This is a genomic window from Pinisolibacter sp. DMC100 (assembly GCF_056313705.1).
In genome coordinates this window covers 119,822-144,776 of the sequence record NZ_JBQUZT010000001.1, presented here as the reverse complement: position 1 = coordinate 144,776, position 24,955 = coordinate 119,822, and the positions used below count along the sequence as shown (strand labels likewise).

Genomic DNA, 24,955 nt, shown 5'->3' with positions numbered 1-24,955 from the left:
ACACATATTCGGCGGCCCTGCCCGAGACGTCACGTCCGATCAATTCGGCACGGCGGCCTTGGGGTTCGGCGGGAAGGCGGCGTTGACCTTGATGCCGCGCAGCAGGTCGTAGGCGTAGTTCAGCGCCTTGTCGTCCTTGGCTTCCGGCGGCACGTAGGCCTGCGAACCGGTCTTCTCGTCGGTGGCGGTGCCGTCGTTCGGGTTCTTGAGGTGGCCCTTGAGGCTCGCCTCGCCCTTGGTGTCGTCCTTGCCCTTCAGATCCTCGGGCGTGTCCTGCAGGATCTCGATGTCCGGCTCGATGCCCTTGGCCTGGATCGAACGACCCGACGGCGTGTAGTAGCGCGCGGTCGTCAGGCGGATGGCGCCGTTCTGGCCGAGCGGGATGATGGTCTGGACCGAACCCTTGCCGAAGGAGCGGGTGCCGACGACGGTCGCCCGCTTGTGGTCCTGCAGGGCGCCGGCGACGATCTCGGAGGCCGAGGCCGAACCGCCGTTGACCAGGATCACGACCGGCTTGTGGTCGGTCAGATCGCCGCCACGGGCGTTGTAGCGCTGGCTCTCCTCGGCGTTGCGGCCGCGGGTGGAGACGATCTCGCCCTTCTCGAGGAAGGCGTCGGAGACCGAAATCGCCTGATCGAGCAGGCCGCCGGGGTTGTTGCGCAGATCGAGGACGTAGCCCTTCAGCTTGTCGGACGGGATGTCCTTCTTGATCCTGTCGATCGAGTCCTTGAGGCCGTCGAAGGTCTGTTCGTTGAACTGCGTGATGCGCAGATAGCCGACGTCGCCGCCCTCTTCGCGCGAGCGCACCGACTTGATGCGGATGGTGTCGCGGACGATCTTGATCTGCAGCGGCTCGGCGACGCCCTCGCGCTTGATCGTCAGCACGATCGGCGCGTTGACCGGGCCGCGCATCTTGTCGACCGCCTGGTTGAGGCTGAGGCCCTTGACCTCGTCGCCGTCGAGCTGGGTGATGATGTCGCCGGCGCGCACGCCGGCGCGCGCCGCCGGGGTCTCGTCGATCGGCGCGACGACCTTGACCAGGCCGTCCTCCATCGTCACCTCGATGCCGAGGCCGCCGAACTCGCCGCGGGTCTGCACCTGCATGTCCTTGAAGGACTTCGCCGACATGTAGCTCGAGTGCGGATCGAGCGAGGTGAGCATGCCGTTGATGGCGCTCTCCACCAGCTTCGAATCGTCGGGCTGCTCGACGTAGTCCGAGCGGATGCGCTCGAACACGTCGCCGAAGAGATTGAGCTGCCGATAGGTGTCGGCCGAGGCGGCGGCGACGGCGTCGCCCGCCAGGAACCGCCGGACCTCGCCGAACCCGAGCATCGAGGCGGATCCGAGCAGGACACCGAGCATCACCAGCGAAACTTTGCGCATCATCCGCGAACCTTTTCGTCACGCGCCCGAGCCCACCAGGGCGAGGGGTCTATGGACGTACCGTCTTTTCTGAATTCGACATAGAGGATCGGCTTTTCCGTGGCAGACCCGGCGCCCGTCACCATCTGAGGGCGGGCGCCCATCAGTCCGACCGGTTCGCCGGCCAGCACGGTTTGCCCGATCTCCACGTCGATCCGTTCCATTCCGGCAAGAACGACATGATACCCGCCGCCGCCGTTGATGATCAAGAGTTTGCCGTAGGATCGGAAGGTGCCGGCGAAGAGAACGGTGCCGTCACACGGAGACGTGACCGCGGTGCCCGCCCGCGCCGCGATCGAAATGCCCTTGGCGGCCATGCCGGCGGTGTCGGTCTCGCCGAAACGCAGGACCGTCTCGCCGACGATCGGCAGCGGCAGACGGCCGCGCGCCTCGCCGAGATCGGCGCCGGCGGCGCGGTCGCCGGGCTTCGGCTTCGCCTGCGCGGCATCGAGCGTGGCGACGAGATCCTTGAGCGATCCGGCCTTGGCGGCGAGTTCCTCGATCTTTCTGCGCTCCGCGTCGAGGCCCGCCTCGCGCTCGGCCTCGGCCTTGCGGCGCTCGGCGACCAGAAGTTCGACGCGGCGGCGTTCGGCGACGAGATCCTCGCCCTCGGCGCGGAAGCGGTCGCGCTCGGTGGCGGCGCTCTTCTCCAGCCCCTCGATCGCCTGAAGGTCGGCGAGGAGCGCGTCGGCCTGATCGCGCAGTTCCGGCAGGACGGCGCCGACGAGGATGGCGGAACGGACGGCGGCGAGCGCGTCGGAAGGCCGCACGACGATCGCCGGTGGCGGCTTGCGGCTCATCCGCTGGAGGGCGGCGAGCACGTCGGCGAGCACGGCGCGGCGTCCCTCGAAGGCCTTGCGGGCGCGGCCGAGGTCTCGCTCGAGATCGCCGATGCGCCTTTCCGTCACCGCGAGCCGGCCTTCGGCCTCGCGCAGTCGGTCGGCGAGGCGGACGAGTTCCTGGGCGAGGCGCCCGCGATCGCGGGCCAGCGTCTCGATCTCGGCGAGGATGGCGGCCTGGCGCTCCTTGCCCAGCGCGATGTCGTGCAGCACGGCGTCGAGTTCGGTGCGCAGGGCGGCGCGACGGTCGGGATCGGACGCGACCGATGCCGGGGTGGGTGGTGCGTCGGGCTGAGCGTCGGCCGGGCCGGCGAAGAGCGCCGCTCCCGTCGCCACGAGCAGCGCCAGCGCCGCCGCGCGGAGGCGGCGGGCGTCGCGAGGCGCTGAAGGGGCGGCGGTCTGGCGCATCGATCTCGGGCTTTCGCGGCGATTCGCGTCTCGCCGATGGTCGTCTCTCGGCGGGAGGGCCGCAACGCCTTCGTGTGGTCGAGCGTGCCGTTCCCGCGGCAGCTCAGGCGCGGTGATAGGGGTGGCCGGCGAGGATGGTGGCGGCGCGGTAGATCTGTTCGGCCGCGAGGATGCGGACGATCTGGTGCGGCCAGGTCATGGCGCCGAAGGCGAGCTTCAGATCGGCGCGGCCGCGGGCGGCGGGACCGTGGCCGTCGGGTCCGCCGATCAGCACGGCGAGATCGCGGCCGTCGCGCAGGCGCGCGGCGACGAGGTCGGCGAAGGCTTCCGACGTCATGGTCGTTCCGGTCTCGTCGAGGACGACGACGAAGGCGTCGTCGGCGAGCGGTTCGAGGAGGAGGGCGGCCTCCTCGGCCTTGCGGTCGTCGGGGCGGGCGGCCCGCGATTCGCCGATCTCGCGGACCTCGACGCGCGTGATGCCGAGCGGCCGGCCCTGTTTGCCGGCGCGGTCGAGATAGCGGTCGAGCAGATCCCGCTCGGGGCCGGCCTTCATCCGGCCGACCGCCGCGATGGTCACGCGCAAGGGGACCCCCTCCGGATCAGCGACGCGGCGCGGGCGCGTCGGCCGACCACATCTTCTCGAGGGCGTAGAAACCGCGCACCTCGGGACGGAAGAGGTTGATCAGCACGTCGCCGGCGTCGACCAGCACCCAGTCGCAGTGGGGCAGGCCTTCGACGCGCAGGTTCTCGACGCCGATCTTCTCGAGATCTTCGATGAGACGGTCGGCGATGGCGCCGACGTGACGATGCGAGCGGCCCGACGCGACGACCATACGGTCGGCGAGCGAGGACTTCTCGGCGATGTCGAGGACGACGATGTCTTCGGCCTTGCTGTCGTCGAGGCTCTTCTTCGCCGCTTCGGCGATCACCTCGGCGCTGGGCCAGGAACGGTCGGCAGCGGTCTTCGCGGCCATCGGGATCGAAGCGGCCAGGGCTTCGCGGGTCTGTTGGGCAGGCAGGTGAGTGACCTCCTCTCGAGTGCGGCTCGGGGCAGCGCTGGGGTATCGAGAACGGACTCTCATTCACTCCGAGTTGCCATGAACCGACCGGATGAACCACCCGGCCGTTCGACATTGAACCGTGCGGCCCGCCATTTCAAGGAAGAAGCGCCGGCGCGGGCGGTGACGAGGCACGAGGGATGGGCTAAGTCTCCTCGGCGCAACAATCCGGGAGCCGTGACGTGACCGACTTCGAGAGCCTTCCCTATCGTCCCTGCGTCGGTATCTGCCTGATCAACCGCGTCGGTCTCGTCTGGATCGGCCGGCGCGCCAACGAGGGGCTGGTCGAGCACGTCGCCCCCGGTCACGAGTGGCAGATGCCGCAGGGCGGCATCGATCCGGGCGAGGACCCGTTCGAGGCGGCCAAGCGCGAGCTGTGGGAGGAGACCAACGTGCGCTCCGCCACGCTGATCGCCGAGGCACCCGACTGGTACACCTACGACATTCCGCGTTCCGTCGTCGGCGAGCGCTGGCGCTTCAAGTGGCGCGGCCAGACCCAGAAGTGGTTCGCCTTCCGCTTCGACGGCGACGAGACCGAGATCGACATCGCCAACCCGCCGGCCGGCGAGCGCGAGTTCGCCGAATGGCGCTGGGAGCCGCTGGCCAATCTGCCGAGCCTGATCATCCCCTTCAAGAAGCCGGTCTACGACCGCGTCGCGGAAGCCTTCGCGCCCTACGCGGCGAGCGCTTAAGCCTTCGTTGACCATGTTCGACGACACTTCCCTCCGAACACCACGCGACGGGGGAAGGCCATGGTCGAGGCGCATACGACGGTCATGCAGGACAAGGGATCCATCGGCTTCGCGCAGCCGGTCGACGGCGCCTGGCGCGGGGCCGTCGGCACGCTGTCGGGCGCACTGCTGACCGCCGCGGTGTCGGTGATCGTGCTGGCGCGGCCGGGTCTCGATCTCTTCCCCGACGCCTTCGTCTGGTTCGGCTGCGGTCTGTCGATCGCGCTCGGCTCGGCCGGCGTCACGGCGGCGCTGTCGGGCATCGAGCGGGTGGTCTCCTTCCACGGCGCCTCGGCGAGCGTGGTCGAGGAGCTGCGCACCCGCTTCGGCACCGGCATCAGCCGGCATCTCTCCTACGAGGACTGCGGCACGCTCGGCGCGCTGCGCGAGGACGTGATCGGCGGCAGCCTGTGGCATCTCTTCCTGATCGACGCCCGCGACGGCTCGGCGATCGAGATCGGCGACTTCGCCAGCGAGGAGGCGATGCGTCGTTCGGCCGCGGCGATCGCCGCGGTCCGCCCCGACATCGCGCTCGGCTGAGGGACGAGCGCTTCTCCCCGACGACGGAATCATGAAACGAAAGAGGCCCCGATCGGCGATCGGGGCCTCTTTGCTGTTCGATTCGCCGAGATCGGCGGGACGCCTCAGTGGGCGGTCGGCGCGGCGGAGAGAACCGCCTTGAGCTGGTCGAGCTTCTGCTGCGCGACACGCTTGGCCTCGGGCGACTTGGCGTCGGCGAGGTCTTCCTCGGCGTCCTTGATCTCCTTGGCGATCACGTCGGCCTTGAGGTCTTCCACCGCGATCGCCTGCTCGGCGAGGATGGTGAGACCGGCCGGCGAGGCGTCGGCGAAGCCGCCGCGCACGAAGATCCGGGTGACCTTGCCCGCCGGCGAGGTCGATTCGACGACGCCCGGACGCAGGGTGGTCATGAACGGCGAATGGCCCTTCAGCATGGTGAAGTCGCCGTCGGCGCCGGGGACCATCACCTGCGCGACGTCCTCGGAGAGGACCAGACGCGCCGGAGAGACCAGTTCGAACTTGAAGGGTTCGGCCATGTTCGCCTCGTGTCACGGCCCCGCGCGCGGGGCCCGTTCTTCATCGGAGTGGCGGCCGGGCGCGAGCCCGGCCGAACCGGTCTTCGATCAGGCCGCCTCGGCGGCGAGCTTCTTGGCCTTCTCGATCGCCTCTTCGATGGTGCCGACCATGTAGAAGGCGGCCTCCGGGAGGTGATCGTAGTCGCCGTCGCACAGACCCTTGAAGCCGCGGATGGTGTCCTTCAGGTCGACGAGCTTGCCCGGCGAACCGGTGAAGACTTCGGCGACGTGGAAGGGCTGCGACAGGAAGCGCTCGATCTTGCGGGCGCGGGCGACCGAGATCTTGTCCTCTTCCGACAGCTCGTCCATGCCCAGGATCGCGATGATGTCCTGCAGCGCCTTGTAGCGCTGGAGGATCGCCTGGACCTTACGGGCGACGCCGTAATGCTCCTCGCCGATGACCAGCGGCGACAGGATGCGCGAGGTCGAGTCGAGCGGATCCACCGCCGGGTAGATGCCCTTTTCGGCGATCGAACGCGACAGAACGGTCGTGGCGTCCAGATGGGCGAAGGAGGCGGCCGGCGCCGGGTCGGTCAGGTCGTCGGCGGGCACGTAGATGGCCTGCACCGAGGTGATCGAACCGGTGTTGGTGGTGGTGATGCGCTCCTGCAGGGCGCCCATCTCGGTGGCGAGCGTCGGCTGATAGCCCACCGCCGACGGGATACGGCCGAGCAGCGCCGACACTTCCGAACCCGCCTGGGTGAAGCGGAAGATGTTGTCGACGAAGAACAGCACGTCCTGACCCTGGTCGCGGAAGTACTCGGCGACGGTCAGACCGGTGAGCGCGACGCGGGCGCGGGCGCCCGGGGGCTCGTTCATCTGGCCGTAGACCAGGGCGCACTTCGAACCGGCGGCAGAACCGTTGTTCTCCTTCGGGTCGACGTTCACGCGGGACTCGATCATCTCGTGATAGAGGTCGTTGCCCTCGCGGGTGCGCTCACCGACGCCGGCGAAGACGGAGTAACCGCCGTGCGCCTTGGCGACGTTGTTGATGAGCTCCATGATCAGAACGGTCTTGCCGACGCCGGCGCCGCCGAAGAGGCCGATCTTGCCGCCCTTCGAGTAGGGAGCCAGGAGGTCGACGACCTTGATGCCGGTGACCAGGATCTCGGCTTCCGTCGACTGTTCGGCGAAGGTCGGAGCGGGCGCATGGATCGGACGACGCTCGACGGCGTCGACCGCGCCGAGCTCGTCGACCGGCTCGCCGATGACGTTTATGATGCGGCCCAGCGTGCCCTCGCCGACCGGAACGGCGATCGGCAGGCCGGTGTCGACCACTTCCTGGCCGCGGGCGAGGCCCTCGGACGAGTCCATGGCGATCGTGCGGACGGTGTTCTCGCCCAGATGCTGCGCGACTTCGAGCACCAGACGGGAACCGTTGTTGGTGGTCTCGAGCGCGTTCAGGATCGCCGGAAGGTGGTCGTCGAACTGAACGTCGATGACGGCACCCATCACCTGACGAATACGACCGATCTTGTTGTCAGCCATCGTTTTGTCCTCTGAATAAGTGCTCAGACCGCTTCGGCGCCCGAGATGATTTCGATGAGTTCCTTGGTGATCATGGCCTGACGCGACCGGTTGTAGGTCGTCGTCAGCTTCTTGATCATTTCACCGGCGTTGCGCGTCGCGTTGTCCATGGCCGACATGCGCGAGCCCTGTTCCGACGCGGCGTTCTCGAGCAGCGCCCGGAAGATCTGCGTCGAGACGTTGCGCGGCAGGAGCTCCGCCAGGATCTCCTCCTCGCTCGGCTCGCATTCGTAGACCGCGCCCGTCGCCGCCTGCTTCGCCTCGGCCGAGATCTCGGCCGGAACCAGCTGCTGGGCGGTCGGGATCTGCTGGATCACCGACTTGAAGCGCGAATAGAACAGGGTGGCGACGTCGAATTCGCCCGCCTCGTACATCGCCAGGACCTTCTTGCCGACGCCGTCGGCATGGTCGTAACCGAGCTGCTTGACGCCCTTGAACTCGATCACCTCGACGATCTTGTCGGCGAAGGTGCGGCGCAGGGCATCGGCGCCCTTGCGGCCGACGCAGAGGATCTTGACCGTCTTGCCCTCGCCGATCAGGCGATTGGCGGTGTCGCGCGCCAGACGGGCGATCGACGAGTTGAAGGCGCCGCACAGGCCGCGCTCGGCGGTGCACACCACGAGCAGCTGCACGTCGTCGCGACCGGTGCCGGCCAGCAGCGCCGGGGCATCGGGGCGACCGTCGAAGGCGCCGGCCAGATTGGCGAGCACGCCGGTCATCCGTTCGGCGAAGGGCCGCGCGGATTCGGCCGCCTGCTGGGCACGCCGCAGCTTCGCCGCAGCCACCATCTGCATGGCCTTCGTGATCTTCTGCGTCGCCTTGACCGAGGCGATGCGATTTCTGAGATCCTTCAAGCTCGGCATCGGGCCGTCCTATCCTCGAGCGTGGGAACCGGGCACGCCCGGCTCTCTCGTCGTCGACCCGGGGCGCACATGTCGTGCGCGCCCCGTAGGCCGACGGGTTTCCAGGTCGTTCCGCCGATCAGGCGAAGGACTTGGTGTAGGCCTCGACGACGGACTTCAGCGAAGCGCCGAGTTCGGCCGTCAGTTCCTTCTTCTCGCGGATGCCGTCGAGAAGCGCGGCATGCTCGGAGCGAAGGTGACGCAGGAGGCCCTGCTCGTAGGCGCCGACGGAGGCGACCGGGATCGCGTCCAGGTAGCCGTTGATGCCGGCGTAGATCACGCAGACCTGCTCTTCGGTCTTGAGCGGCGAGAACTGCGGCTGCTTGAGGAGCTCGGTGAGGCGAGCGCCACGATTGAGCAGACGCTGGGTCACGGCGTCGAGGTCGGAGCCGAACTGCGCGAAGGCCGCCATTTCGCGGTACTGCGCGAGCTCGCCCTTGATCTTGCCGGCGACCTGCTTCATCGCCTTGACCTGCGCCGACGAACCGACGCGGGAGACCGAGAGGCCGACGTTCACCGCCGGGCGGATGCCCTGGTAGAACAGATCGGTCTCGAGGAAGATCTGACCGTCGGTGATCGAGATCACGTTGGTCGGGATGTAGGCGGACACGTCGTTCGCCTGGGTCTCGATCACCGGCAGAGCGGTGAGCGAGCCGAGACCATTGTCCTTGTTCAGCTTCGCCGCGCGCTCGAGCAGGCGGGAATGCAGATAGAACACGTCGCCCGGATAGGCTTCGCGGCCCGGCGGACGGCGCAGGAGGAGCGACATCTGACGGTAGGCGACGGCCTGCTTGGAAAGGTCGTCGTAGATGATGACGGCGTGCATGCCGTTGTCGCGGAAGTACTCGCCCATGGCGCAGCCGGCGAAGGGCGCGATGAACTGCATCGGCGCGGCGTCGGAGGCGGTGGCGGCCACGACGATCGAGTACTCGAGAGCACCCTGCTCCTCGAGGACCTTCACGAACTGGGCGACGGTCGAACGCTTCTGACCGATCGCGACGTAGACGCAGTAGAGCTTCTGGCTCTCGTCGCCCGTGGCGTTGATCGGCTTCTGGTTCAGGATGGTGTCGAGCGCGATCGCGGTCTTGCCGGTCTGACGGTCGCCGATGATCAGCTCGCGCTGGCCGCGGCCGATCGGGATCAGCGCGTCGACGGCCTTGAGGCCGGTCGACATCGGCTCGTGCACCGACTTGCGCGGGATGATGCCCGGCGCCTTGACGTCGACGCGGCGACGCTCGGTGGTGTCGATCGGGCCCTTGCCGTCGATCGGGTTGCCGAGGGCGTCGACGACGCGGCCGAGAAGGGCCTTGCCGACCGGCACGTCCACGATGGAACCCGTGCGCTTGACGACGTCGCCTTCCTTGATCTCACGGTCGGAGCCGAAGATGACGATGCCGACGTTGTCGACCTCGAGGTTGAGCGCCATGCCGCGGGTGCCGTTGGCGAACTCGACCATCTCGCCGGCCTGGACCTTGTCGAGGCCATGCACACGCGCGATGCCGTCGCCGACGGACAGAACCTGGCCGACCTCCGAAACTTCGGCTTCCTGGCCGAAGTTCTTGATCTGCTCCTTGAGGATTGCGGAAATTTCCGCTGCCCGAATATCCATCAGCGGACCTCTTTCAGTGCGACCTTGAGAGAAGTGAGTTTCGTCTTGAGCGAGGTGTCGATCATGCGGGAGCCCACCTTGACGATGAGGCCGCCGATGATCGAGGGATCCACCTTCGGGACGATCCGGATTTCCTTGCTGTCGCCGACACCCGAGAGGGCCGACTTGAGCGAGGCGATCTGGTCCTCGTTGAGAGCCTGAGCCGACGTGACTTCGGCCACCTGCTCGCCGCGGTGAGCCGCGACCAGCTGGCGATACGCCTCGATCATGCCGGGAAGGACGAACAGCCGGCGGTTGCGCGCCGCCAGGCCGATGAAGTTGGCGGCGAAGCCGCCGATGCCGAGCTTGGCGAGCACCGCGCCGATCGCGCGGCTCTGTTCCTCGGCGGAGAAGACCGGGGAGCCCACCAGGCGGCGGAGATCGTCGCTTTCGGCGAGCGCGGCGCCGAAGGTCTCGAGATCCTTGCCGACGGCGTCGATCGCGCCGCCTTCCAGGGCCACTTCGAAGAGCGCGCTCGCATAGCGCCGAGCCACGCCGGATACGATCGAAGTCGTCTCTGCCACCGGTCTGGAACCCCCACGCCAATTCGGGCGTTCGACGCGAATGTCGCTCCGGACGCCCTTGAAATCCTTGGATTATTTCGATCGGACAAGGCCTTGTAAGCACTTTTCCTTCGAAGACGGGGGTGTCCTAGCATAGCGAACCGGCCTGCGCAACAAGGCGACCGGCGGCTTTTCCGAAAGTCTAAGACGGCTACCGGGGCGCTCGTCGTGCCCCTGCGAGCGCGCTTTCCACCCGCGGCTCAGAGGAAGCTCTGCGGGTCGACGTCGATCTGCACGCGCAGGTCGCCGCGGACGGGAGGACAGCGCGCCATCCATTCGCGCAGCTTCGCCTGGATGTCGGTCGCCCGATCGGTGCGCATCAGCAGGCGGAAACGATGGCGGCCGCGCACCACGGCGATCGGGGCTTCCGCCGGTCCGAGGACCATCGCGTCGCCGTCCCGGGGGGCGCAGGCGGCCATGGCACGGGCATGGGCGAAGGCCGGTTCTCGCGCCTCGGCCGAGACGACGATGCCGGCGAGGCGGCCGTAGGGCGGCATGCCGGCGCGGCGGCGTTCCTCGCTTTCGCGCTCGTAGAAGCCGTCGCGGTCGCCCGAGACGATCGCCCTGAGCACCGGGTGGTCGGGCGCGCGGGTCTGGAGGAAGGCGCGTGCCCCGCCGCTCATGCGGCCGGCGCGGCCGGTCACCTGCTGGACGAGCTGGAAGGTCTTCTCCGCGGCGCGGAGATCGCCGTGGGCGAGGCCGAGGTCGGCATCGACCACGCCGACCAGATCGAGCAGGGGGAAGTTGTGGCCCTTGGCGAGAATCTGGGTGCCGACCACCAGATCGGCGGCACCTTCGGCGAAGGCGGCGAGTTCGGCCTTCATGCGCAGGTTGCCACCCGGCATGTCGGACGAAAGAACGAGACGGCGGACGTCGGGAAAGAGCACCGCCACTTCCTCGGCGATGCGTTCGATGCCGGGGCCGACGGCGACGAGCCCGTCGACCTCGCCGCAGTCGGGACAGGCGTCGGGCCGGCGCACCGAATGGCCGCAGTGGTGGCACATCAGCTGGCCGCGAAAGCGGTGCTCGACCAGCCAGGCCGAACAGTTCGGGCATTCGAAGCGGTGACCGCAGGACCGGCAGAGCGTCAGCGGCGCGTAGCCGCGGCGGTTGAGGAAGAGCAGGGCCTGTCGCCCGCCGGCGATCGTGTCGCGGATCGCCGAGACCAGGGGGGCGGCGAGGAAGCGGCCGGCTTCGGGGCGGTGGACACGCAGATCGAGGGTGCGGATCTCCGGCAGGCGGCCGGCGCCGGCGCGGGTCGGCAGGACATGGCGACGATAGCGGCCCTGCTCGGCGTTGACCCAGGTCTCGAGCGACGGCGTGGCGGAGGCGAGAATGACGGGGAAGTCGTCGATGCGGCCCCTGAGCACCGCCATGTCGCGGGCGTTGTAGACGACGCCGTCCTCCTGCTTGTAGGCGCCGTCGTGTTCCTCGTCGACGACGATCAGGCCGAGGTCGGCGAAGGGCAGGAAGAGCGATGAGCGGGCGCCGACGACGACGCGGACCTCGCCGGTCGCGACCCCGCGCCAGACCCGGGCGCGGGTCTTGGGCGGGACTTCCGAATGCCATTCGGCCGGGCGGACGCCGAAGCGCTCGGCGAAGCGGTCGAGGAATTCCGCCGTCAGCGCGATCTCGGGCAGCAGCACCAGCGCCTGACGGCCACGACGTGCGACCTCGGCGACGGCCTCGAAATAGACCTCGGTCTTGCCCGAGCCGGTGACGCCGTCGAGGAGATCGACGCGGAAATGCCCTTCCACCACGCCTTCGACCAGCTCTTCCGCCGCCGCCTTCTGGTCGGCGCCGAGCGCCTTGCCGGCGTGGTCGGGATCGGGTTCGGCGGGGGCGCGGCCGGGCGGCAGCCAGACCTCTTCGAGGGTTCCTTGGGCGATCAGCCCGTCGACCACCGAGGCCGAGACACCGGCCGAGGCCGCGAGCCCGGTGCGCGACCAGGCGAAGTCGTCTTCGAGCACGGCGAGGACGCGGGCACGGGCCGCCGTCATGCGCTCGGGGCGCGGGCCTGCGAGGCGGACGCCGCGGATCGGCGCCTCGGGCTCGAGGGCTTCCGGCGCGCGCAGAACCATGCGCAGGACCATGCCGCGCGGCATCAGATAGTAGCGGGAGAGGCGCTCGACGAAGCGGCGCAGGCCGGTCGAGACGGGCGGGCAGTCGAAGGTGCGTTCGATCTCCCGGAGGCGATTGTCGCCGGCGCGCAGGCCGGAGCCCGGCTCCTCGTCCCAGACGACGCCGAGCACCTTGCGGGGGCCGAGCGGCACCTCGACGATCGAGCCGGGGACGACGTCGAGATCGCGCGGCACCCGATAGGAATAGGCGACGTCGAGGGCGACCGGCACGACCACGGGCACGACGCGCGGACCCGTCGGGACGGGGCGCGGATCGGAACCGGCAAAGAGGTCGTCGACGGGTGAGGCCATGCGAATCGGAGCTCGGGTGGTCCGGGGAAGATAGGCGGGGGCGGGGGCGGGGGCGAGTCCGGCCGGTTGGGCTTCGGCGTTGCTGGCGGACGAGCGGCGCACGATCGGGTTTGCGACAGGGGTGGTGCGCGATGCTTCGAGACGGGCGCCCACGGGCGCCCTCCTCAGCATGAGGCCCATGTATTTGTGTCGAATATGAAAAACGCCTCATGCTGAGGAGGGCTGCCGATGGCAGCCCGTCTCGAAGCATCGCGCACTCGACCACCACGCGCCGCCCCGCCATGCTTCCTTAACCACGCCGGCGCGATCATCGCGGCCACACCCCGGAGCCCCGATGAACGCGCCCGCCCGTCCGCCCGAGATCCTGATCCTGGCCGCCCCCGACCTCGTCGCGGCGCTGGAGCGGTGGCGTCGGCATCTCGCGGCCGAACGGCGGGCCTCGCCCGAGACGGTCGAGGCCTACGAGCGCGACGTCGAGCAGTTCCTGCGGTTCCTGACCGAGCATCGCGGGTCGCCGCCGACCATCGCAGCGCTCTCCGAACTCCGCCCCGCCGACCTGCGTGCCTTCCTCGCCCGCCGCCGCACCGGCGCCAAGGCCGGGGCGCGGACGCTCGGGCGCAATCTCGCCGGCATCCGCTCGCTCGCCCGCTTCCTCGAGCGCCGCGAGGGGCTCAATGCGGCGCCCTATCGCGCGGTCCGTGCGCCGAAGGCCGGTCGATCGCTGCCGCATCCGGTGACGGCCTCGGCTGGGCTCCGGCTTGCCGACGCCGGCGAGAGCCTCGCCGAGGAGCCCTGGGTGGCGGCGCGCGACGCGGCGGTCTTCGCGCTGCTCTACGGCTGCGGCCTGCGCATCTCCGAGGCGCTGGGGCTGACGCGGGCCGAGGCGCCGACGGCCGAAACGCGGGCGCTCCGGATCACCGGCAAGGGCGGCAAGACGCGGATCGTCCCGGTGCTGCCGGCGGTCGTGGCCAGAATCGACGACTATCTGCGGCTCTGCCCGTTGCATCTTCCCCCCGACGAACCGCTGTTCCGCGGGGTGAAGGGCGGGCCGCTGTCGCCACGGATCATCCAGCTCGCGATGGAGCGGATGCGCGGCGTCCTCGGTCTCGACGACAGCGCCACGCCGCATGCCCTGCGCCATGCCTTCGCCACCCATCTGCTCGGGGCCGGTGGCGATCTGCGCACCATCCAGGAACTGCTCGGCCACGCCTCGCTGTCGACGACGCAGATCTACACCGAGGTCGACGCCGCCCGGCTGCTCGACGTCTGGGTCAAGACCCATCCGCGCGCCTGAGGGCGCCGGCACGCCGTTCCGATCCTTGCGAACAAATCGCGGAACGGGGTTCCGCCGTGGGCGGGCGCATGCGACCCTGCCGGCCAAACAAGGATACGCGACCGCCGGGGAGGGACTGATGGCGCGCCGTTCCGCGCTGCTGACGGCGGCGCCGCTGCTCTTCGTCGCCATCTGGTCGACCGGTTGGATCATGGGGAAATACGCCGCGATGGACGGCGATCCCCTGACCTTCCTCGTCGTCCGCTTCGTCGCCGCCATCGCCGTGCTGGTGCCGATCACCGTGGCGATGCGGGCGCCCTATCCGCGCGAGCCGCGGGCGATCCTCCATGCCATGGGTTCGGGCGTGCTGATCCACGCGCTCTATCTCGGCGGCGTGTGGTGGGCGATCGCCCACGGCGTGCCGGCGGGGCTGTCGGCGGTGATCGCCGCGCTGCAGCCGCTGATGACGGCGTCGCTCGCGCCGATGCTCGCCGGGGAGAAGATCGGGGTGAAGCGTGCGGCCGGCTTCCTCGTCGGCTTCGTCGGCATCGCCATCGTCGTCTCGCCCAAGCTCCTCGGCCTGACGCCGGAGGCGCTGGCGCAGGTCGCAGTCCCGATCGGCGTCAACGTCGCGGCGATGCTGGCGGTGACGCTCGGCACCTTCTACCAGAAGCGCCGGGTGACCGGCGGCCATCTGCTTGCGGTGGCGACGCTGCAATATGTCGGCGCGCTGGTGGTGATGGTGGTCGCCGCCTTCCTGCTCGAGCCGATGCGTTTCGACCTCAACTGGCGCTCGGCGGCGACGCTGGCGTGGTCGGTGCTCGGCCTGTCGATCGGGGCGATCTGGCTGCTGCTGCATCTCATCCGCTGCGGCGAGGTGTCGCGCGCCGCGGCCTTCATCTATCTGGTGCCGCCCGCCGCCGTCACCGAGGCCTGGCTGCTCTTCGGCGAAACGCTGAGCCTCGTTCAGATCGCCGGCATCGGCGTCACCGTCCTCGGCGTCGTGCTCGCCGACCGGCGATAGCGCCGATCTCGCCTTTCGGCGCATTGCAAGCGACGCGTCTTTCGGCTTCTTTCGCACTGCACAACACGAAACGATCCGATCCGCGCCTTCCGTGAGATCGGGACATGGGGAGCACTGACATGGCCGCCGCCTCCAACGGTCGAATCGATTTGGACCTGATCGCCCTCGGTCGCGAGGCCGTCACGGCTCTCGACGGGCTCTATGCCGCGGCGCGGGACGCCGTGCGGGCGAAGGTGGTGAAGGACGGCAAGGTCAGCGCGGCGCTGGTCGATCTCGAGCAGCGCGCCACCCACGGCCTCGCCTGGCTCGCGACCTACGTCGAGAGCCTTCGCGAGATGGTCGACTATTCCGAGCGCCTGACGGCGGCCGGTCAGTTCGGCGAGATCGAGCGCGACATCGTCTCGATCGCCTTCGGCGAATATCTGGCCCAGGTCTTCGGCGGCATCCCGATGAACCAGGGCGAGTTCGTCCGCCTCGCCGACATGGGCGTTTCGCCCGAGACCGCCGCGGCCGCCCGCGTGCCGGCGGTCGAGACGCTGATCGCCCACGGCAACACGCCGGCGGTGCGCGCCGCGCTGGTCGCCGCCATGACGCGGCTCGAGGGCGCCGGCTCCTTCGGCGAGCTCGGCCTCGACGAGACGCTCAACCAGTTCCGCGACGAGATGCGCAAGCTCGCCGTCGACGCGGTGCTGCCCTTTGCCCACGAGTGGCATCTGAAGAACGAGTACATCCCGCTCGCGCTGATCCAGCAGATGGCGGAAATGGGCGTCTTCGGCCTGACCATCCCGGAGGAATACGGCGGCCTCGGCCTCGGCAAGGAATCGATGTGCGTCGTCTCCGAAGAGCTGTCGCGCGCCTATATCGGCGTCGGCTCGCTCGGCACCCGGTCCGAGATCGCCGCCGAGCTGATCCTGTGCGGCGGGACCGAGGAGCAGAAGCAGGAATGGCTGCCGAAGCTCGCCTCGGGCGAGATCCTGCCGACCGCCGTCTTCACCGAGCCGAACACCGGTTCGGACCTCGGCTCGCTCCGCACCCGTGCCGTGCGTCAGGGCGACGACTACGTCGTCAACGGCAACAAGACCTGGATCACCCATCCGGTCCGCGCCGATCTGATGACGCTGCTGGTGCGCACCAACCCGGACGAGCCGGGCTGGAAGGGCCTGTCGATGCTGCTGGCGCCCAAGCCGCGCGGCGACGATGCGATCCCGTTCCCGGCCGAGGGCATGTCGGGCGGCGAGATCGAAGTGCTCGGCTATCGCGGCATGAAGGAATACGAGATCGCCTTCGACGGCTTCAAGGTGCCGGCGGCGAACCTCCTCGGCGGCGTCGAGGGGCAGGGCTTCAAGCAGCTGATGCAGACCTTCGAGAGTGCCCGCATCCAGACCGCGGCGCGCGCCATCGGCGTCGCCCAGTCGGCGCTCGATCTGGGGCTCCGCTACGCCCAGGAACGCGTGCAGTTCGGCAAGGCGCTGATCCACTTCCCGCGCGTCGCCGACAAGCTCGCCATGATGGCGGTGGAGATCATGGTGGCGCGTCAGCTCACCTATTTCGCCGCGCGCCGCAAGGATCAGGACCAGCGCTGCGATCTCGAGGCCGGCATGGCCAAGCTGCTCGGGGCCCGCGTCGCCTGGGCGGCGGCGGACAACGCGCTGCAGATCCACGGCGGCAACGGCTTCGCGCTGGAATATCCGGTCAGCCGCGTGCTGTGCGACGCCCGCATCCTCAACATCTTCGAGGGTGCCGGCGAGATCCAGGCGCAGGTCATCGCCCGTCGTCTGCTCGACGGCGGCAACTGATTGCCGCGGCCACCCTGATTTTTCAGGGATTGGCCGCAGCCGTCGACCTGCCAAGATGAGCGGGTCGGGAGTTCAGGGGATCTCTCGACGCCGACTCGACGACATTGCCGGCCGAACACGTTTCGGCCGGCCTTTTTTTGTCGTGCCTCGCGATGAAGAGAGCCGGTATTGCTTACGCTACGGCAACGCAAGTTAACCGTCTTTCTTTGTTTCCGTTGATTTCCGGCGAGCAACCTGTCATCCAAGGGGCACACACGGTCATCGAAGCTCACGGGAACCGGTCGACACAGTCGACCGGTTTTCGTTTTCGTGCATTCGCGTCTAGAACTTCGGCGTGTCCGACACCGCGCGTTGCTTCGGAGCGAGAGCGATGACCGATGGTTTCCCCCGCAGCATCCTGATCACCGGCGCCTCGTCGGGCATCGGCCGGGCCGCCGTCGAGCGCCTGGCGGGCGAGGGTTGGCGGGTCTTCGCCACGGCGCGGCGGGCCGACGATCTGGCGGCGCTCGGGGCGATCTCCGGCGTGCGGCCGGTGTTCCTCGAACTCTCCGATCCGGCCTCGATCGCCGCCTGCGCCGATCTGGTGCTGGCGGAGACCGGCGGGCGGATCGAGGCGCTCTTCAACAACGGCGCCTACGGCCAGCTCGGCGCGGTCGAGGACCTGACGCCGGCGGTGCTGCGCGCCCAGTTCGAGGTCAATTTCTTCGGCTGGCACGATCTCGCCCGGCGGCTGATCCCGGCGATGCGGGCGGCGGGGCGCGGGCGGATCGTCCAGTGCTCGTCGGTGCTCGGCATCGTCGGCATGAAGTATCGCGGCGCCTATGTCGCCTCGAAGTTCGCGCTCGAAGGGCTGACCGACGTGCTGCGGATGGAACTGCGCGGTTCGGGCATCGAGGTGGTGACGCTCCGGCCGGGGCCGATCGCCACCCGCTTCGTCGCCCATGCGATCGAGGCCTTCGAACGCAACATCGACATCGCCGGCTCGGTCCATGCCGAGGTCTATCGCCGGCGGCTCGAACGGCTCCGCCGCGGCGGGGCGTCGCGCTTCAAGTTGCAGCCGGACGCGGTCGTCGACAAACTGGTCGAAGCGCTGACGAGCGAACGCCCGCGTGCCTCCCAGGCGATCACCGTGCCGACGGTGGTGATGGGATGGCTCCGGCGGCTTCTCTCCGACACCGCCCTGTCGCGATTGGCGGGGCGGCTTTCCGACCGGGAGTGAGATCGATGACGACCCTGTTCGCCGTGCTGCTCGCCCTCTCGCTCGCCGGTGTGCTGATCGTGCTGGCCCTCGGCCTGACCAATCTGGCGCGGGCCGGCTCGCCGCGACGCTCGCAGATGCTGCAGCGGGCGCGCATCGTGCTGCAGGCGCTGGCGCTGGTCGCGCTCTTCGGCCTGATCTGGTCGCGCGGCTGAGGTTCGGCGTTTCGGGCCGAAAGCGGCATGGACGGACGGGGAGAATCTCGCCATATCCCTTGGCTCTGGCGCGCGCGGAGGCGGAGATGGTCGTTCTCAATCGGATCTATACCCGCAAGGGCGACGACGGCACCACGAGCCTCGTCACCGGCGAGCGGCTGCCCAAGTCGCATCTGAGGATCGAGGCCTACGGCACGGTCGACGAGACCAACTCGGTCGTCGGCATGGCGCGGCTGCACACCGCCGCCGAGCCGGAGCTCGACGCCATGCTCGCCCGCATCCAGAACGATCTCTTCGATCTCGGCGCCGATCTCGCCACGCCGCCCGAGGCCGAGACCAAGTGGGAGCCGCTGCGCGTCGTCGCCGCGCAGGTCGAACGGCTGGAGGCGGAGATCGACCGGCTCAACGCCGATCTCGAACCGCTGAAGTCCTTCGTGCTGCCCGGCGGATCGCCGGCGGCGGCGCATCTCCATCTCGCGCGCACCGTGTCGCGGCGGGCCGAGCGGCTGATGGTCGCACTGACCGAGGCGGAGGAGGGCGCCGTCGGCAAGCCCGCCATCGCTTATGCGAACAGACTGTCGGATTTCTTCTTCGTCGCGGCGCGCTGGGTCAACGACCGCGGCCGCGCCGACGTGCTGTGGGTGCCGGGCGGCAACCGCTGAAGTTCGCGACGCGGACGCCGCACCTCGCTGCGGACGAGGCCTCGCCGACACCCGATCGCGCCCGGAATTCCGGGCTCGCACAGTACGTCAATAGTCTACCGCAATCGTACACTCGGCGCATTGACAAGGTTGGTCGGCGCAGTTAGCGTCCCGCCCACTTTTTGCATCCTCGCCGATCGGTGTGCGCTGCACAACCAATCGGTTCGTATGATCCACCAGACGGTCGGTCGGAAGCCGGCGCCGGAGGCTCGCCCCATGAAGATTCTCGTGCCCGTGAAGCGGGTGGTCGACTACAACGTGAAGATCCGGGTCAAGCCGGACGGTTCGGGCGTCGATCTCGCCAACGTCAAGATGTCGATGAACCCCTTCGACGAGATCGCCGTCGAAGAGGCGATCCGCCTGAAGGAGAAGGGCATCGCCACCGAGATCGTCGTGGTCTCGATCGGTCCGGCGCAGGCGTCGGAGACGCTGCGCACCGGTCTCGCCATGGGCGCCGACCGCGGCATCCTGGTCAAGGCCGAGGGCGCCGTCGAGCCGCTCGCCGTCGCCAAGATCCTCAAGGGCATCGTCGCGGCCGAACAGCCCGGCCTCGTCATCCTCGGCAAGCAGGCGATCGACGACGACACCAACGCCACCGGCCAGATGCTGGCGGCGCTGACCGGCCTCGCCCAGGGCACCTTCGCCTCGAAGGTCGAGGTTTCCGGCGACACCGTCGCGGTGACCCGTGAAGTCGACGGCGGTCTGCAGACCGTGTCGCTCAAGATGCCGGCGATCGTCACGACCGACCTGCGCCTCAACGAGCCGCGCTACGCCTCGCTGCCCAACATCATGAAGGCGAAGAAGAAGCCGATCGACGAGAAGACGCCCGCCGACTACGGCGTCGACGTCACGCCGCGCCTCGCCGTCCTCGAGACGCGCGAGCCCGCCGCCCGCAAGGCCGGCGTCAAGGTGGGTTCGGTCGCCGAACTCGTCGCCAAGCTCGCCGACGAAGCCGGCGTCATCTGAGAGGGATCCGAACCATGACCGTTCTCCTGATCGCCGAACACGACGGCGTCTCCCTCAAGGACGCGACCGCCAAGGCGCTCACCGCCGCCGCCCAGATCGGTGGCGACGTGCACGTGCTGGTCGCCGGCAGCAGCGTCGGCGCGATCGCCGCGGAGGCCGCGACCCTCTCGGGCGTCGCCAAGGTCCTCACGGCCGAAGCCGCCCATCTCGACCATCAGCTGGCCGAGCCGATGGCGGCGCTGATCGTCGCCCTCGCCGGTCCCTACGACGCGATCGTCGCCGCGGCGACGACGACGGCGAAGAACGTGCTGCCGCGCGTCGCCGCCCTCCTCGACGTGTCGCAGATCTCCGAGATCACCAAGGTGGTCGCCGCCGACACGTTCGAGCGTCCGATCTATGCCGGCAACGCCATCCAGGTGGTGAAGTCGTCCGACGCCAAGAAGGTGATCACCGTCCGCACCGCGTCGTTCCAGGCCACGGCCAAGGGCGGCGCCGCGGCGATCGAGGCGGCCACGGTCCCGGCCGATCCGTCGCTGTCGTCCTTCGTCGGCGAAGAACTGTCGAAGTCCGACCGTCCGGAGCTGACTTCGGCCAAGATCATCGTCTCGGGCGGCCGCGCCATCGCCAACCGCGAGAACTTCGGCACCTACATCGAGCCGGTCGCCGACAAGCTCGGCGCCGCGATCGGTGCGTCGCGCGCCGCGGTCGATGCCGGCTACGCGCCGAACGACTGGCAGGTCGGCCAGACCGGCAAGGTCGTCGCCCCCGAGCTCTACATCGCCTGCGGCATCTCCGGTGCGATCCAGCACCTCGCCGGCATGAAGGACTCGAAGGTGATCGTCGCGATCAACAAGGACGAAGAGGCGCCGATCTTCCAGGTCGCCGACTACGGCCTCGTCGCCGACATCTTCCAGGCCCTGCCGGAGCTGGCGGCGGAGTTGGCCAAGCGCGGCAAGTGACGCACTGAGGTGCGTACCTCTCGTCCGACCATAGGACGACGAGAGACGACTTGCCGTCCGCCGCGGACCAATCGAATATGCGCTCGCCCGTTCCGACGGGCGAGCGCATCTTTTCGTGGACGAGCGACCGCGTTCGGCCACGGGTCTCTGCCGCCGGTGCCCTGCTGCATTGCGGAAGAGACGGCACGAGCCTAGAGTGCGCTCGTGTTCCTCGCGGGACGAACGCGGTGCCTGTCGCCCCGCGTCATGAGAAGACCGAGGCCGTCATGGGGTTCGAAATCAAGCGGGTCGGCGTGATCGGCGCCGGTCAGATGGGAAACGGGATCGCGCATGTCTGCTCGATCGCCGGATATGACGTTTCCCTCAACGACATGTCGACGGAGCGGATCCAGCTCGGATTGGCGACGATCAACGGCAACATGACCCGTCAGGTCAACAAGGGCACGCTTCCGGAGGCCGATCGCGTCGCCGCGCTCGCCCGCATCCAGGCCGCCGAGAACCTCGACGCGCTCTCCGACTGCGACCTCGTCATCGAGGCGGCGACGGAGAACGAGCAGGTCAAGCGCAAGATCTTCCAGCAGCTCTGCCCGGTCCTGAAGCCGGAGGCGCTGCTCGCCACCAACACCTCGTCGATCTCGATCACGCGGCTCGCCGCCACGACCGATCGGCCGGAGAAGTTCGTCGGCGTCCACTTCATGAACCCGGTGCCGGTGATGCAGCTCGTCGAGCTGGTCCGCGGCATCGCCACCGACGACCACACCTTCGATCTCTGCAAGGCCTTCGTCCTGCGCCTCGGCAAGATCTCGACGGTGGCCGAGGACTTCCCGGCCTTCATCGTCAACCGCATCCTGCTGCCGATGATCAACGAGGCGATCTACACGCTCTACGAGGGCGTGGGTTCGGTCGACGCCATCGACACCGCCATGCGGCTCGGTGCCAATCACCCGATGGGCCCGCTGCAGCTCGCCGACTTCATCGGCCTCGACACCTGCCTGTCGATCATGCAGGTGCTCTACGAGGGTCTGGCGGACAGCAAGTACCGTCCGTGCCCGCTCTTGGTGAAGTACGTCGAGGCCGGTTGGCTCGGTCGCAAGACCCAGCGCGGCTTCTACGACTATCGCGGCGAGAAGCCCGTTCCGACCCGCTGAGCGAACCCCGCTCGGCAGACCACGACCGACGCGTCCGGACCCCTCCGGGCGCGTCCCGCGTTTCAGGCCCTGTTTTCGGGAGATCCCGGCATGACCGTCCGAACCCGTGCCACGCTCGTCGGTCTGACGGCGATCCTGATGTGGTCGGCGCTCGCCACGCTCGGCACGCTGTCGGGCAAGGTGCCGCCGTTCCTGCTCAACGCGCTGACCTTCGGCCTCTCGGGCACCGCGGCGACGATCTGGCTGGCAGCGACCGGCCGGCTCGGCGTGCTGCGCCAGCCGGCGAAGGTGTGGGCGCTCGGCGCCGGCGGGCTCTTCGGCTTCCACGCGCTCTATTTCGCCGCGCTGCGCCTCGCCCCGCCGGTCGAGGCGAGCCTCGTGTGCTATCTCTGGCCGCTCCTCATCGTCGTCTTCTCCGGCCTGCTGCCGGGCGAGAAGCTGAAGCCGCATCACGTGATCGGCGCGCTGCTCGGCCTCGTCGGCGCGGCGGCGGTGGTCACCAAGGGGCGTGCGTTGTCGATCGATCCGGCCCATGTCGCGGGCTATCTCTGCGCGGCGGGGGCGGCGGTCTTCTGGGCGGGCTATTCGGTTCTGTCGCGCTCGGTCGGCGCGGTGCCGACGGCGGCGGTCGCCGGCTTCTGCCTCGCCACGGCGGCGCTGTCGGCGCTCTGCCACGTCGCCTTCGAGACGACGGTCTGGCCGGCCGGGGCGGTCGAATGGGGGGCGGTGGTGGCCTTGGCGGTCTTCCCGGTCGGCCTCGCCTTCTTCGTCTGGGACCACGGCGTCAAGCGCGGCGACATCCAGGTGCTGGGCGCGGCGAGCTACATGGCGCCGCTGCTCTCGACCCTGATCATGATCGCGGTCGGGCTCGGCCGTTTCGAGCCGGCGATCGCGGTCGCGGCGCTGGCCATCACCGCCGGGGCGGTGGTGGCCTCCAAGGACATGCTGAAGCGCGCGCCCGCCGCCTCAACGCCCGAGGCGTGAGGGCCGCGGCGACGGACGCCAGTCGTCGGGGGCGAGTTCGAAGCCCGAGAACTCGAAGCCCGGCGCCACGGTGCAGCCGACCAGCGTCCAGGCACCGAGGCTGACGGCGGTCTGCCAGGCATGGGCCGGGACGATCACCTGCGGTCGCTCGCCGGTCGAAAGATCCATGCCGAGATGGGCACACCAGGCGTCGTGGCCGTTCTCCGAGACCGTCAGGGCGAGCGGCGCGCCGGCATGCCAATGCCAGGTCTCGACCGCGTCGACCCGGTGCCAGCGCGAGATCTCGTCGCCGGCGAGCAGGAAGTAGATCTGGGTCGAGCGCGCCCGCCCGTCGGGGCCGGCGACGTCACGAAAGGTCTCGCGGAAATGGCCGCCTTCCGGATGGGGCGCGAGTTCGAGGACGCGGATCACCTCGGCGGCGGTGAGCAGGCTCGGGTCTGCCATGGAACCCTCCTTCAGAAGCGGTCCTTGCGGCCGCGGATCTCGGCGAAGACCTCGACGTCGGTGCGATCGGTCATGCCGAGCGCCTTCTTCACGGCGGCGACGTTGGCCCTGAGCATCGGGTTGGTCGCCTTCTCGAGGCCGATGGTGGTGGGCAGCGTCGGCAGGCCCTCCATGCGCAGGTCGCGCACCTCGATCAGGCGGGCGGCGAGGCGCTCGTTGTCCGGCTCGATCGACGCGGCGAAGCGGCCGTTCGCCTCGGTGTATTCGTGACCGCAATAGACGCGGGTCGCCTCCGGCAGGGCGGCGAGGCGGGAGAGGCTCTCCCACATCTCGGCCGGCGTCCCCTCGAAGAGGCGGCCGCAGCCGAGCGAGAACAGCGTGTCGCCGCAGAAGAGTGCGTCCTCGATGACGTAGGCGACGTGGCCGAGCGTGTGGCCGGGCACCGCGATCACCGCGACGGGGACGTCGCCGAGGCGGATCGTCTCGCCGTCACCGACGGTGGCGTCGACCAGCGGCACGCGACCGCGGGCGTGGTCGTAGGCCGACGCGGTGACTCGCGCGCCGAAGGCTTCCTTCAGCACCGGGATCGCCTCGACGTGGTCGTAGTGGTGATGGGTGACGAAGATGTCGGTCAGCCGCCAGCCGGTCTCGTCGAGCGCGTCGAGGATGGCGTCCTCCTCCGGCGCGTCGATCGACGCCGTGGCACCGGTCGCGGGATCGTGGACCAGGACGGCATAGTTGTCGTCGCGGGCCGGAAACATGCGGATCTCGATCAAGGGCGGCTCCTCGGCTCCCGCTCCCGTCTCGACAGGGCGGTCGACCTACGACTAACATCCCTCCGCCCGGAAGGCGACCGCCGACCGGAGCGCACGGATGCCCGCATGTATCTCGACGTCGTCGATCTCCGGAACTTCTACGGTTCGCCCCTCGGCGATCTGGTGCGCCGTTCGATCCGTGGCCGGCTGCTCGACATGTGGCCGAAGGTCAACGGCGACCGGATGCTCGGCATCGGCTATGCGACGCCCTTCATGCGGCCCTTCCTCGGCCGCGCCGAGCGGGTGCTCGGCTTCATGCCGGCGCGCCAGGGCGTGGTGAACTGGCCGGCGGAAGGCCCCTCGGCCACCGCTCTGGTCGACGAGACGGCGCTGCCGCTTCCCGATTCCGCCGTCGACCGGGTGCTGCTCGTGCATGCGCTGGAGATGGCCGACGATCCGGCCGAGGTGTTGCGCGAGGTCTGGCGGGTGCTGGCGCCGGGCGGGCGGCTGATTGCGGTTGTGCCCAACCGCATCGGCCTGTGGTCGCGGGTCGAATCGACGCCCTTCGGCTACGGCCTGCCCTTCAGCCAGGGCCAGCTCGACACGGCGCTGCGCGACACGCTGTTCTCGCCGATCGACTGGCGCGGCGCGCTCTATGCGCTGCCGTCGGCGCGGCCGACGCTGCTGAAGCTGTCACGGCCGGCCGAGAGCTTCGGTCACCGGCTGTGGCCGGCCTTCGCCGGGGTGCTGATCGTCGAGGCGACCAAGCAGCTCTATCAGGGCATTCCGCAGCGCATCGGCAACAAGATGCGCCTCGCCCCGGTGTTCCGTCCGGCCTTGGCGCGGCACTCGCGGACGGACGCCTGAG

General features: G+C 69.1%; 25 protein-coding genes. 13 read left to right on the top strand and 12 right to left on the bottom strand.

Annotated features, from left to right (window positions below; all coding sequences use genetic code 11):
• Window positions 1–39: 39 nt before the first annotated feature.
• The 4 genes from ACT541_RS00705 to rsfS all read right to left on the bottom strand — a co-directional run bounded on the left by ACT541_RS00705 (window position 40) and on the right by rsfS (window position 3,643).
• Complete coding sequence (locus ACT541_RS00705; RefSeq protein WP_476133485.1) at window positions 40–1,386, bottom strand: S41 family peptidase; 1,347 nt, start codon at window positions 1,384–1,386, stop codon at window positions 40–42.
• Window positions 1,383–2,669, bottom strand: a complete 1,287-nt coding sequence (locus ACT541_RS00700; protein WP_476133483.1) for a murein hydrolase activator EnvC family protein — start codon at window positions 2,667–2,669, stop codon at window positions 1,383–1,385. The genes ACT541_RS00705 and ACT541_RS00700 overlap by 4 nt, the downstream gene beginning before the upstream one ends.
• A gap of 103 nt (window positions 2,670–2,772) precedes the next feature.
• Window positions 2,773–3,252, bottom strand: coding sequence for a 23S rRNA (pseudouridine(1915)-N(3))-methyltransferase RlmH (rlmH, locus tag ACT541_RS00695; RefSeq protein WP_476133481.1), 480 nt, complete (start codon window positions 3,250–3,252; stop codon window positions 2,773–2,775).
• A gap of 16 nt (window positions 3,253–3,268) precedes the next feature.
• Entirely contained in the window at window positions 3,269–3,643 is a 375-nt protein-coding gene (gene rsfS / locus ACT541_RS00690) for a ribosome silencing factor (protein ID WP_476133480.1), read from the bottom strand.
• Window positions 3,644–3,909: 266 nt separating this feature from the next.
• On the opposite strand from rsfS, the gene ACT541_RS00685 reads away from it, so the two are divergent.
• Together ACT541_RS00685 and ACT541_RS00680 are read left to right on the top strand one after the other, a co-directional pair.
• On the top strand, window positions 3,910–4,419 hold the full coding sequence (locus ACT541_RS00685) for an RNA pyrophosphohydrolase (RefSeq protein ID WP_476133478.1): 510 nt from the start codon (window positions 3,910–3,912) through the stop codon (window positions 4,417–4,419).
• 60 nt (window positions 4,420–4,479) lie between these two features.
• Window positions 4,480–4,998 (top strand): hypothetical protein, encoded by a 519-nt coding sequence (locus ACT541_RS00680; protein WP_476133476.1) that lies wholly within the window; start codon window positions 4,480–4,482, stop codon window positions 4,996–4,998.
• A gap of 104 nt (window positions 4,999–5,102) precedes the next feature.
• Here the strand turns inward: ACT541_RS00680 and ACT541_RS00675 are convergent, their stop codons facing one another.
• The 6 genes from ACT541_RS00675 to ACT541_RS00650 form a co-directional block, all read right to left on the bottom strand.
• Window positions 5,103–5,513 (bottom strand): F0F1 ATP synthase subunit epsilon, encoded by a 411-nt coding sequence (locus ACT541_RS00675; protein ID WP_476133474.1) that lies wholly within the window; start codon window positions 5,511–5,513, stop codon window positions 5,103–5,105.
• Window positions 5,514–5,600: 87 nt separating this feature from the next.
• Window positions 5,601–7,040: a F0F1 ATP synthase subunit beta gene (gene atpD, locus ACT541_RS00670; RefSeq protein WP_476133472.1), complete on the bottom strand. Its 1,440-nt coding sequence runs from the start codon at window positions 7,038–7,040 to the stop codon at window positions 5,601–5,603.
• A 23-nt stretch (window positions 7,041–7,063) separates the two neighbouring features.
• A complete protein-coding gene (locus tag ACT541_RS00665; RefSeq protein ID WP_476133470.1) occupies window positions 7,064–7,942 on the bottom strand; it encodes a F0F1 ATP synthase subunit gamma in 879 nt (292 codons plus the stop codon).
• A 118-nt stretch (window positions 7,943–8,060) separates the two neighbouring features.
• Window positions 8,061–9,590 (bottom strand): F0F1 ATP synthase subunit alpha, encoded by a 1,530-nt coding sequence (atpA, locus tag ACT541_RS00660; RefSeq protein WP_476133468.1) that lies wholly within the window; start codon window positions 9,588–9,590, stop codon window positions 8,061–8,063.
• Window positions 9,590–10,153 (bottom strand): F0F1 ATP synthase subunit delta, encoded by a 564-nt coding sequence (locus ACT541_RS00655; RefSeq protein WP_476133467.1) that lies wholly within the window; start codon window positions 10,151–10,153, stop codon window positions 9,590–9,592. Before ACT541_RS00655 ends, atpA begins: the two co-directional genes overlap by 1 nt.
• Before the next feature lie 239 nt (window positions 10,154–10,392).
• Window positions 10,393–12,624 (bottom strand): primosomal protein N', encoded by a 2,232-nt coding sequence (locus ACT541_RS00650; protein WP_476133466.1) that lies wholly within the window; start codon window positions 12,622–12,624, stop codon window positions 10,393–10,395.
• A 334-nt stretch (window positions 12,625–12,958) separates the two neighbouring features.
• Between ACT541_RS00650 and ACT541_RS00645 the strand changes: the two genes are divergently transcribed.
• From ACT541_RS00645 to yddG, 10 genes are all read left to right on the top strand, one after another.
• On the top strand, window positions 12,959–13,918 hold the full coding sequence (locus ACT541_RS00645; protein ID WP_476133464.1) for a tyrosine recombinase XerC: 960 nt from the start codon (window positions 12,959–12,961) through the stop codon (window positions 13,916–13,918).
• A gap of 118 nt (window positions 13,919–14,036) precedes the next feature.
• Entirely contained in the window at window positions 14,037–14,921 is an 885-nt protein-coding gene (locus ACT541_RS00640) for a DMT family transporter (protein ID WP_476133463.1), read from the top strand.
• Between the two features lie 119 nt (window positions 14,922–15,040).
• Window positions 15,041–16,717, top strand: a complete 1,677-nt coding sequence (locus ACT541_RS00635; protein WP_476133461.1) for an acyl-CoA dehydrogenase family protein — start codon at window positions 15,041–15,043, stop codon at window positions 16,715–16,717.
• Between the two features lie 370 nt (window positions 16,718–17,087).
• Window positions 17,088–17,936 carry an SDR family NAD(P)-dependent oxidoreductase gene (locus ACT541_RS00630; RefSeq protein ID WP_476133460.1) on the top strand — a complete coding sequence of 283 codons (849 nt, stop codon included), beginning with the start codon at window positions 17,088–17,090 and terminating at the stop codon, window positions 17,934–17,936.
• Between the two features lie 5 nt (window positions 17,937–17,941).
• On the top strand, window positions 17,942–18,130 hold the full coding sequence (locus ACT541_RS00625; protein WP_476133459.1) for a twin transmembrane helix small protein: 189 nt from the start codon (window positions 17,942–17,944) through the stop codon (window positions 18,128–18,130).
• A gap of 86 nt (window positions 18,131–18,216) precedes the next feature.
• Entirely contained in the window at window positions 18,217–18,792 is a 576-nt protein-coding gene (locus ACT541_RS00620) for a cob(I)yrinic acid a,c-diamide adenosyltransferase (RefSeq protein WP_476133457.1), read from the top strand.
• A 255-nt stretch (window positions 18,793–19,047) separates the two neighbouring features.
• Window positions 19,048–19,797 carry an electron transfer flavoprotein subunit beta/FixA family protein gene (locus ACT541_RS00615; protein WP_476133456.1) on the top strand — a complete coding sequence of 250 codons (750 nt, stop codon included), beginning with the start codon at window positions 19,048–19,050 and terminating at the stop codon, window positions 19,795–19,797.
• 14 nt (window positions 19,798–19,811) lie between these two features.
• The gene (locus ACT541_RS00610; RefSeq protein WP_476133455.1) at window positions 19,812–20,756 is read left to right on the top strand and encodes an electron transfer flavoprotein subunit alpha/FixB family protein; all 945 of its coding nucleotides are present in this window, start codon (window positions 19,812–19,814) and stop codon (window positions 20,754–20,756) included.
• Between the two features lie 266 nt (window positions 20,757–21,022).
• Window positions 21,023–21,904, top strand: a complete 882-nt coding sequence (locus ACT541_RS00605) for a 3-hydroxybutyryl-CoA dehydrogenase (RefSeq protein WP_476133453.1) — start codon at window positions 21,023–21,025, stop codon at window positions 21,902–21,904.
• Between the two features lie 90 nt (window positions 21,905–21,994).
• A complete protein-coding gene (yddG, locus tag ACT541_RS00600; RefSeq protein ID WP_476133452.1) occupies window positions 21,995–22,888 on the top strand; it encodes an aromatic amino acid exporter YddG in 894 nt (297 codons plus the stop codon).
• On the opposite strand, the gene ACT541_RS00595 is transcribed toward yddG, so the two are convergent.
• The gene (locus tag ACT541_RS00595) at window positions 22,871–23,332 is read right to left on the bottom strand and encodes a cupin domain-containing protein (protein WP_476133450.1); all 462 of its coding nucleotides are present in this window, start codon (window positions 23,330–23,332) and stop codon (window positions 22,871–22,873) included. The two genes, yddG and ACT541_RS00595, sit on opposite strands and share 18 nt — an antisense overlap.
• Before the next feature lie 11 nt (window positions 23,333–23,343).
• Window positions 23,344–24,093 (bottom strand): hydroxyacylglutathione hydrolase, encoded by a 750-nt coding sequence (gene gloB / locus ACT541_RS00590; protein ID WP_476133449.1) that lies wholly within the window; start codon window positions 24,091–24,093, stop codon window positions 23,344–23,346.
• Between the two features lie 120 nt (window positions 24,094–24,213).
• Between gloB and ACT541_RS00585 the strand changes: the two genes are divergently transcribed.
• Window positions 24,214–24,954, top strand: a complete 741-nt coding sequence (locus tag ACT541_RS00585; protein WP_476133447.1) for a class I SAM-dependent methyltransferase — start codon at window positions 24,214–24,216, stop codon at window positions 24,952–24,954.
• Window position 24,955 lies beyond the last annotated feature (1 nt).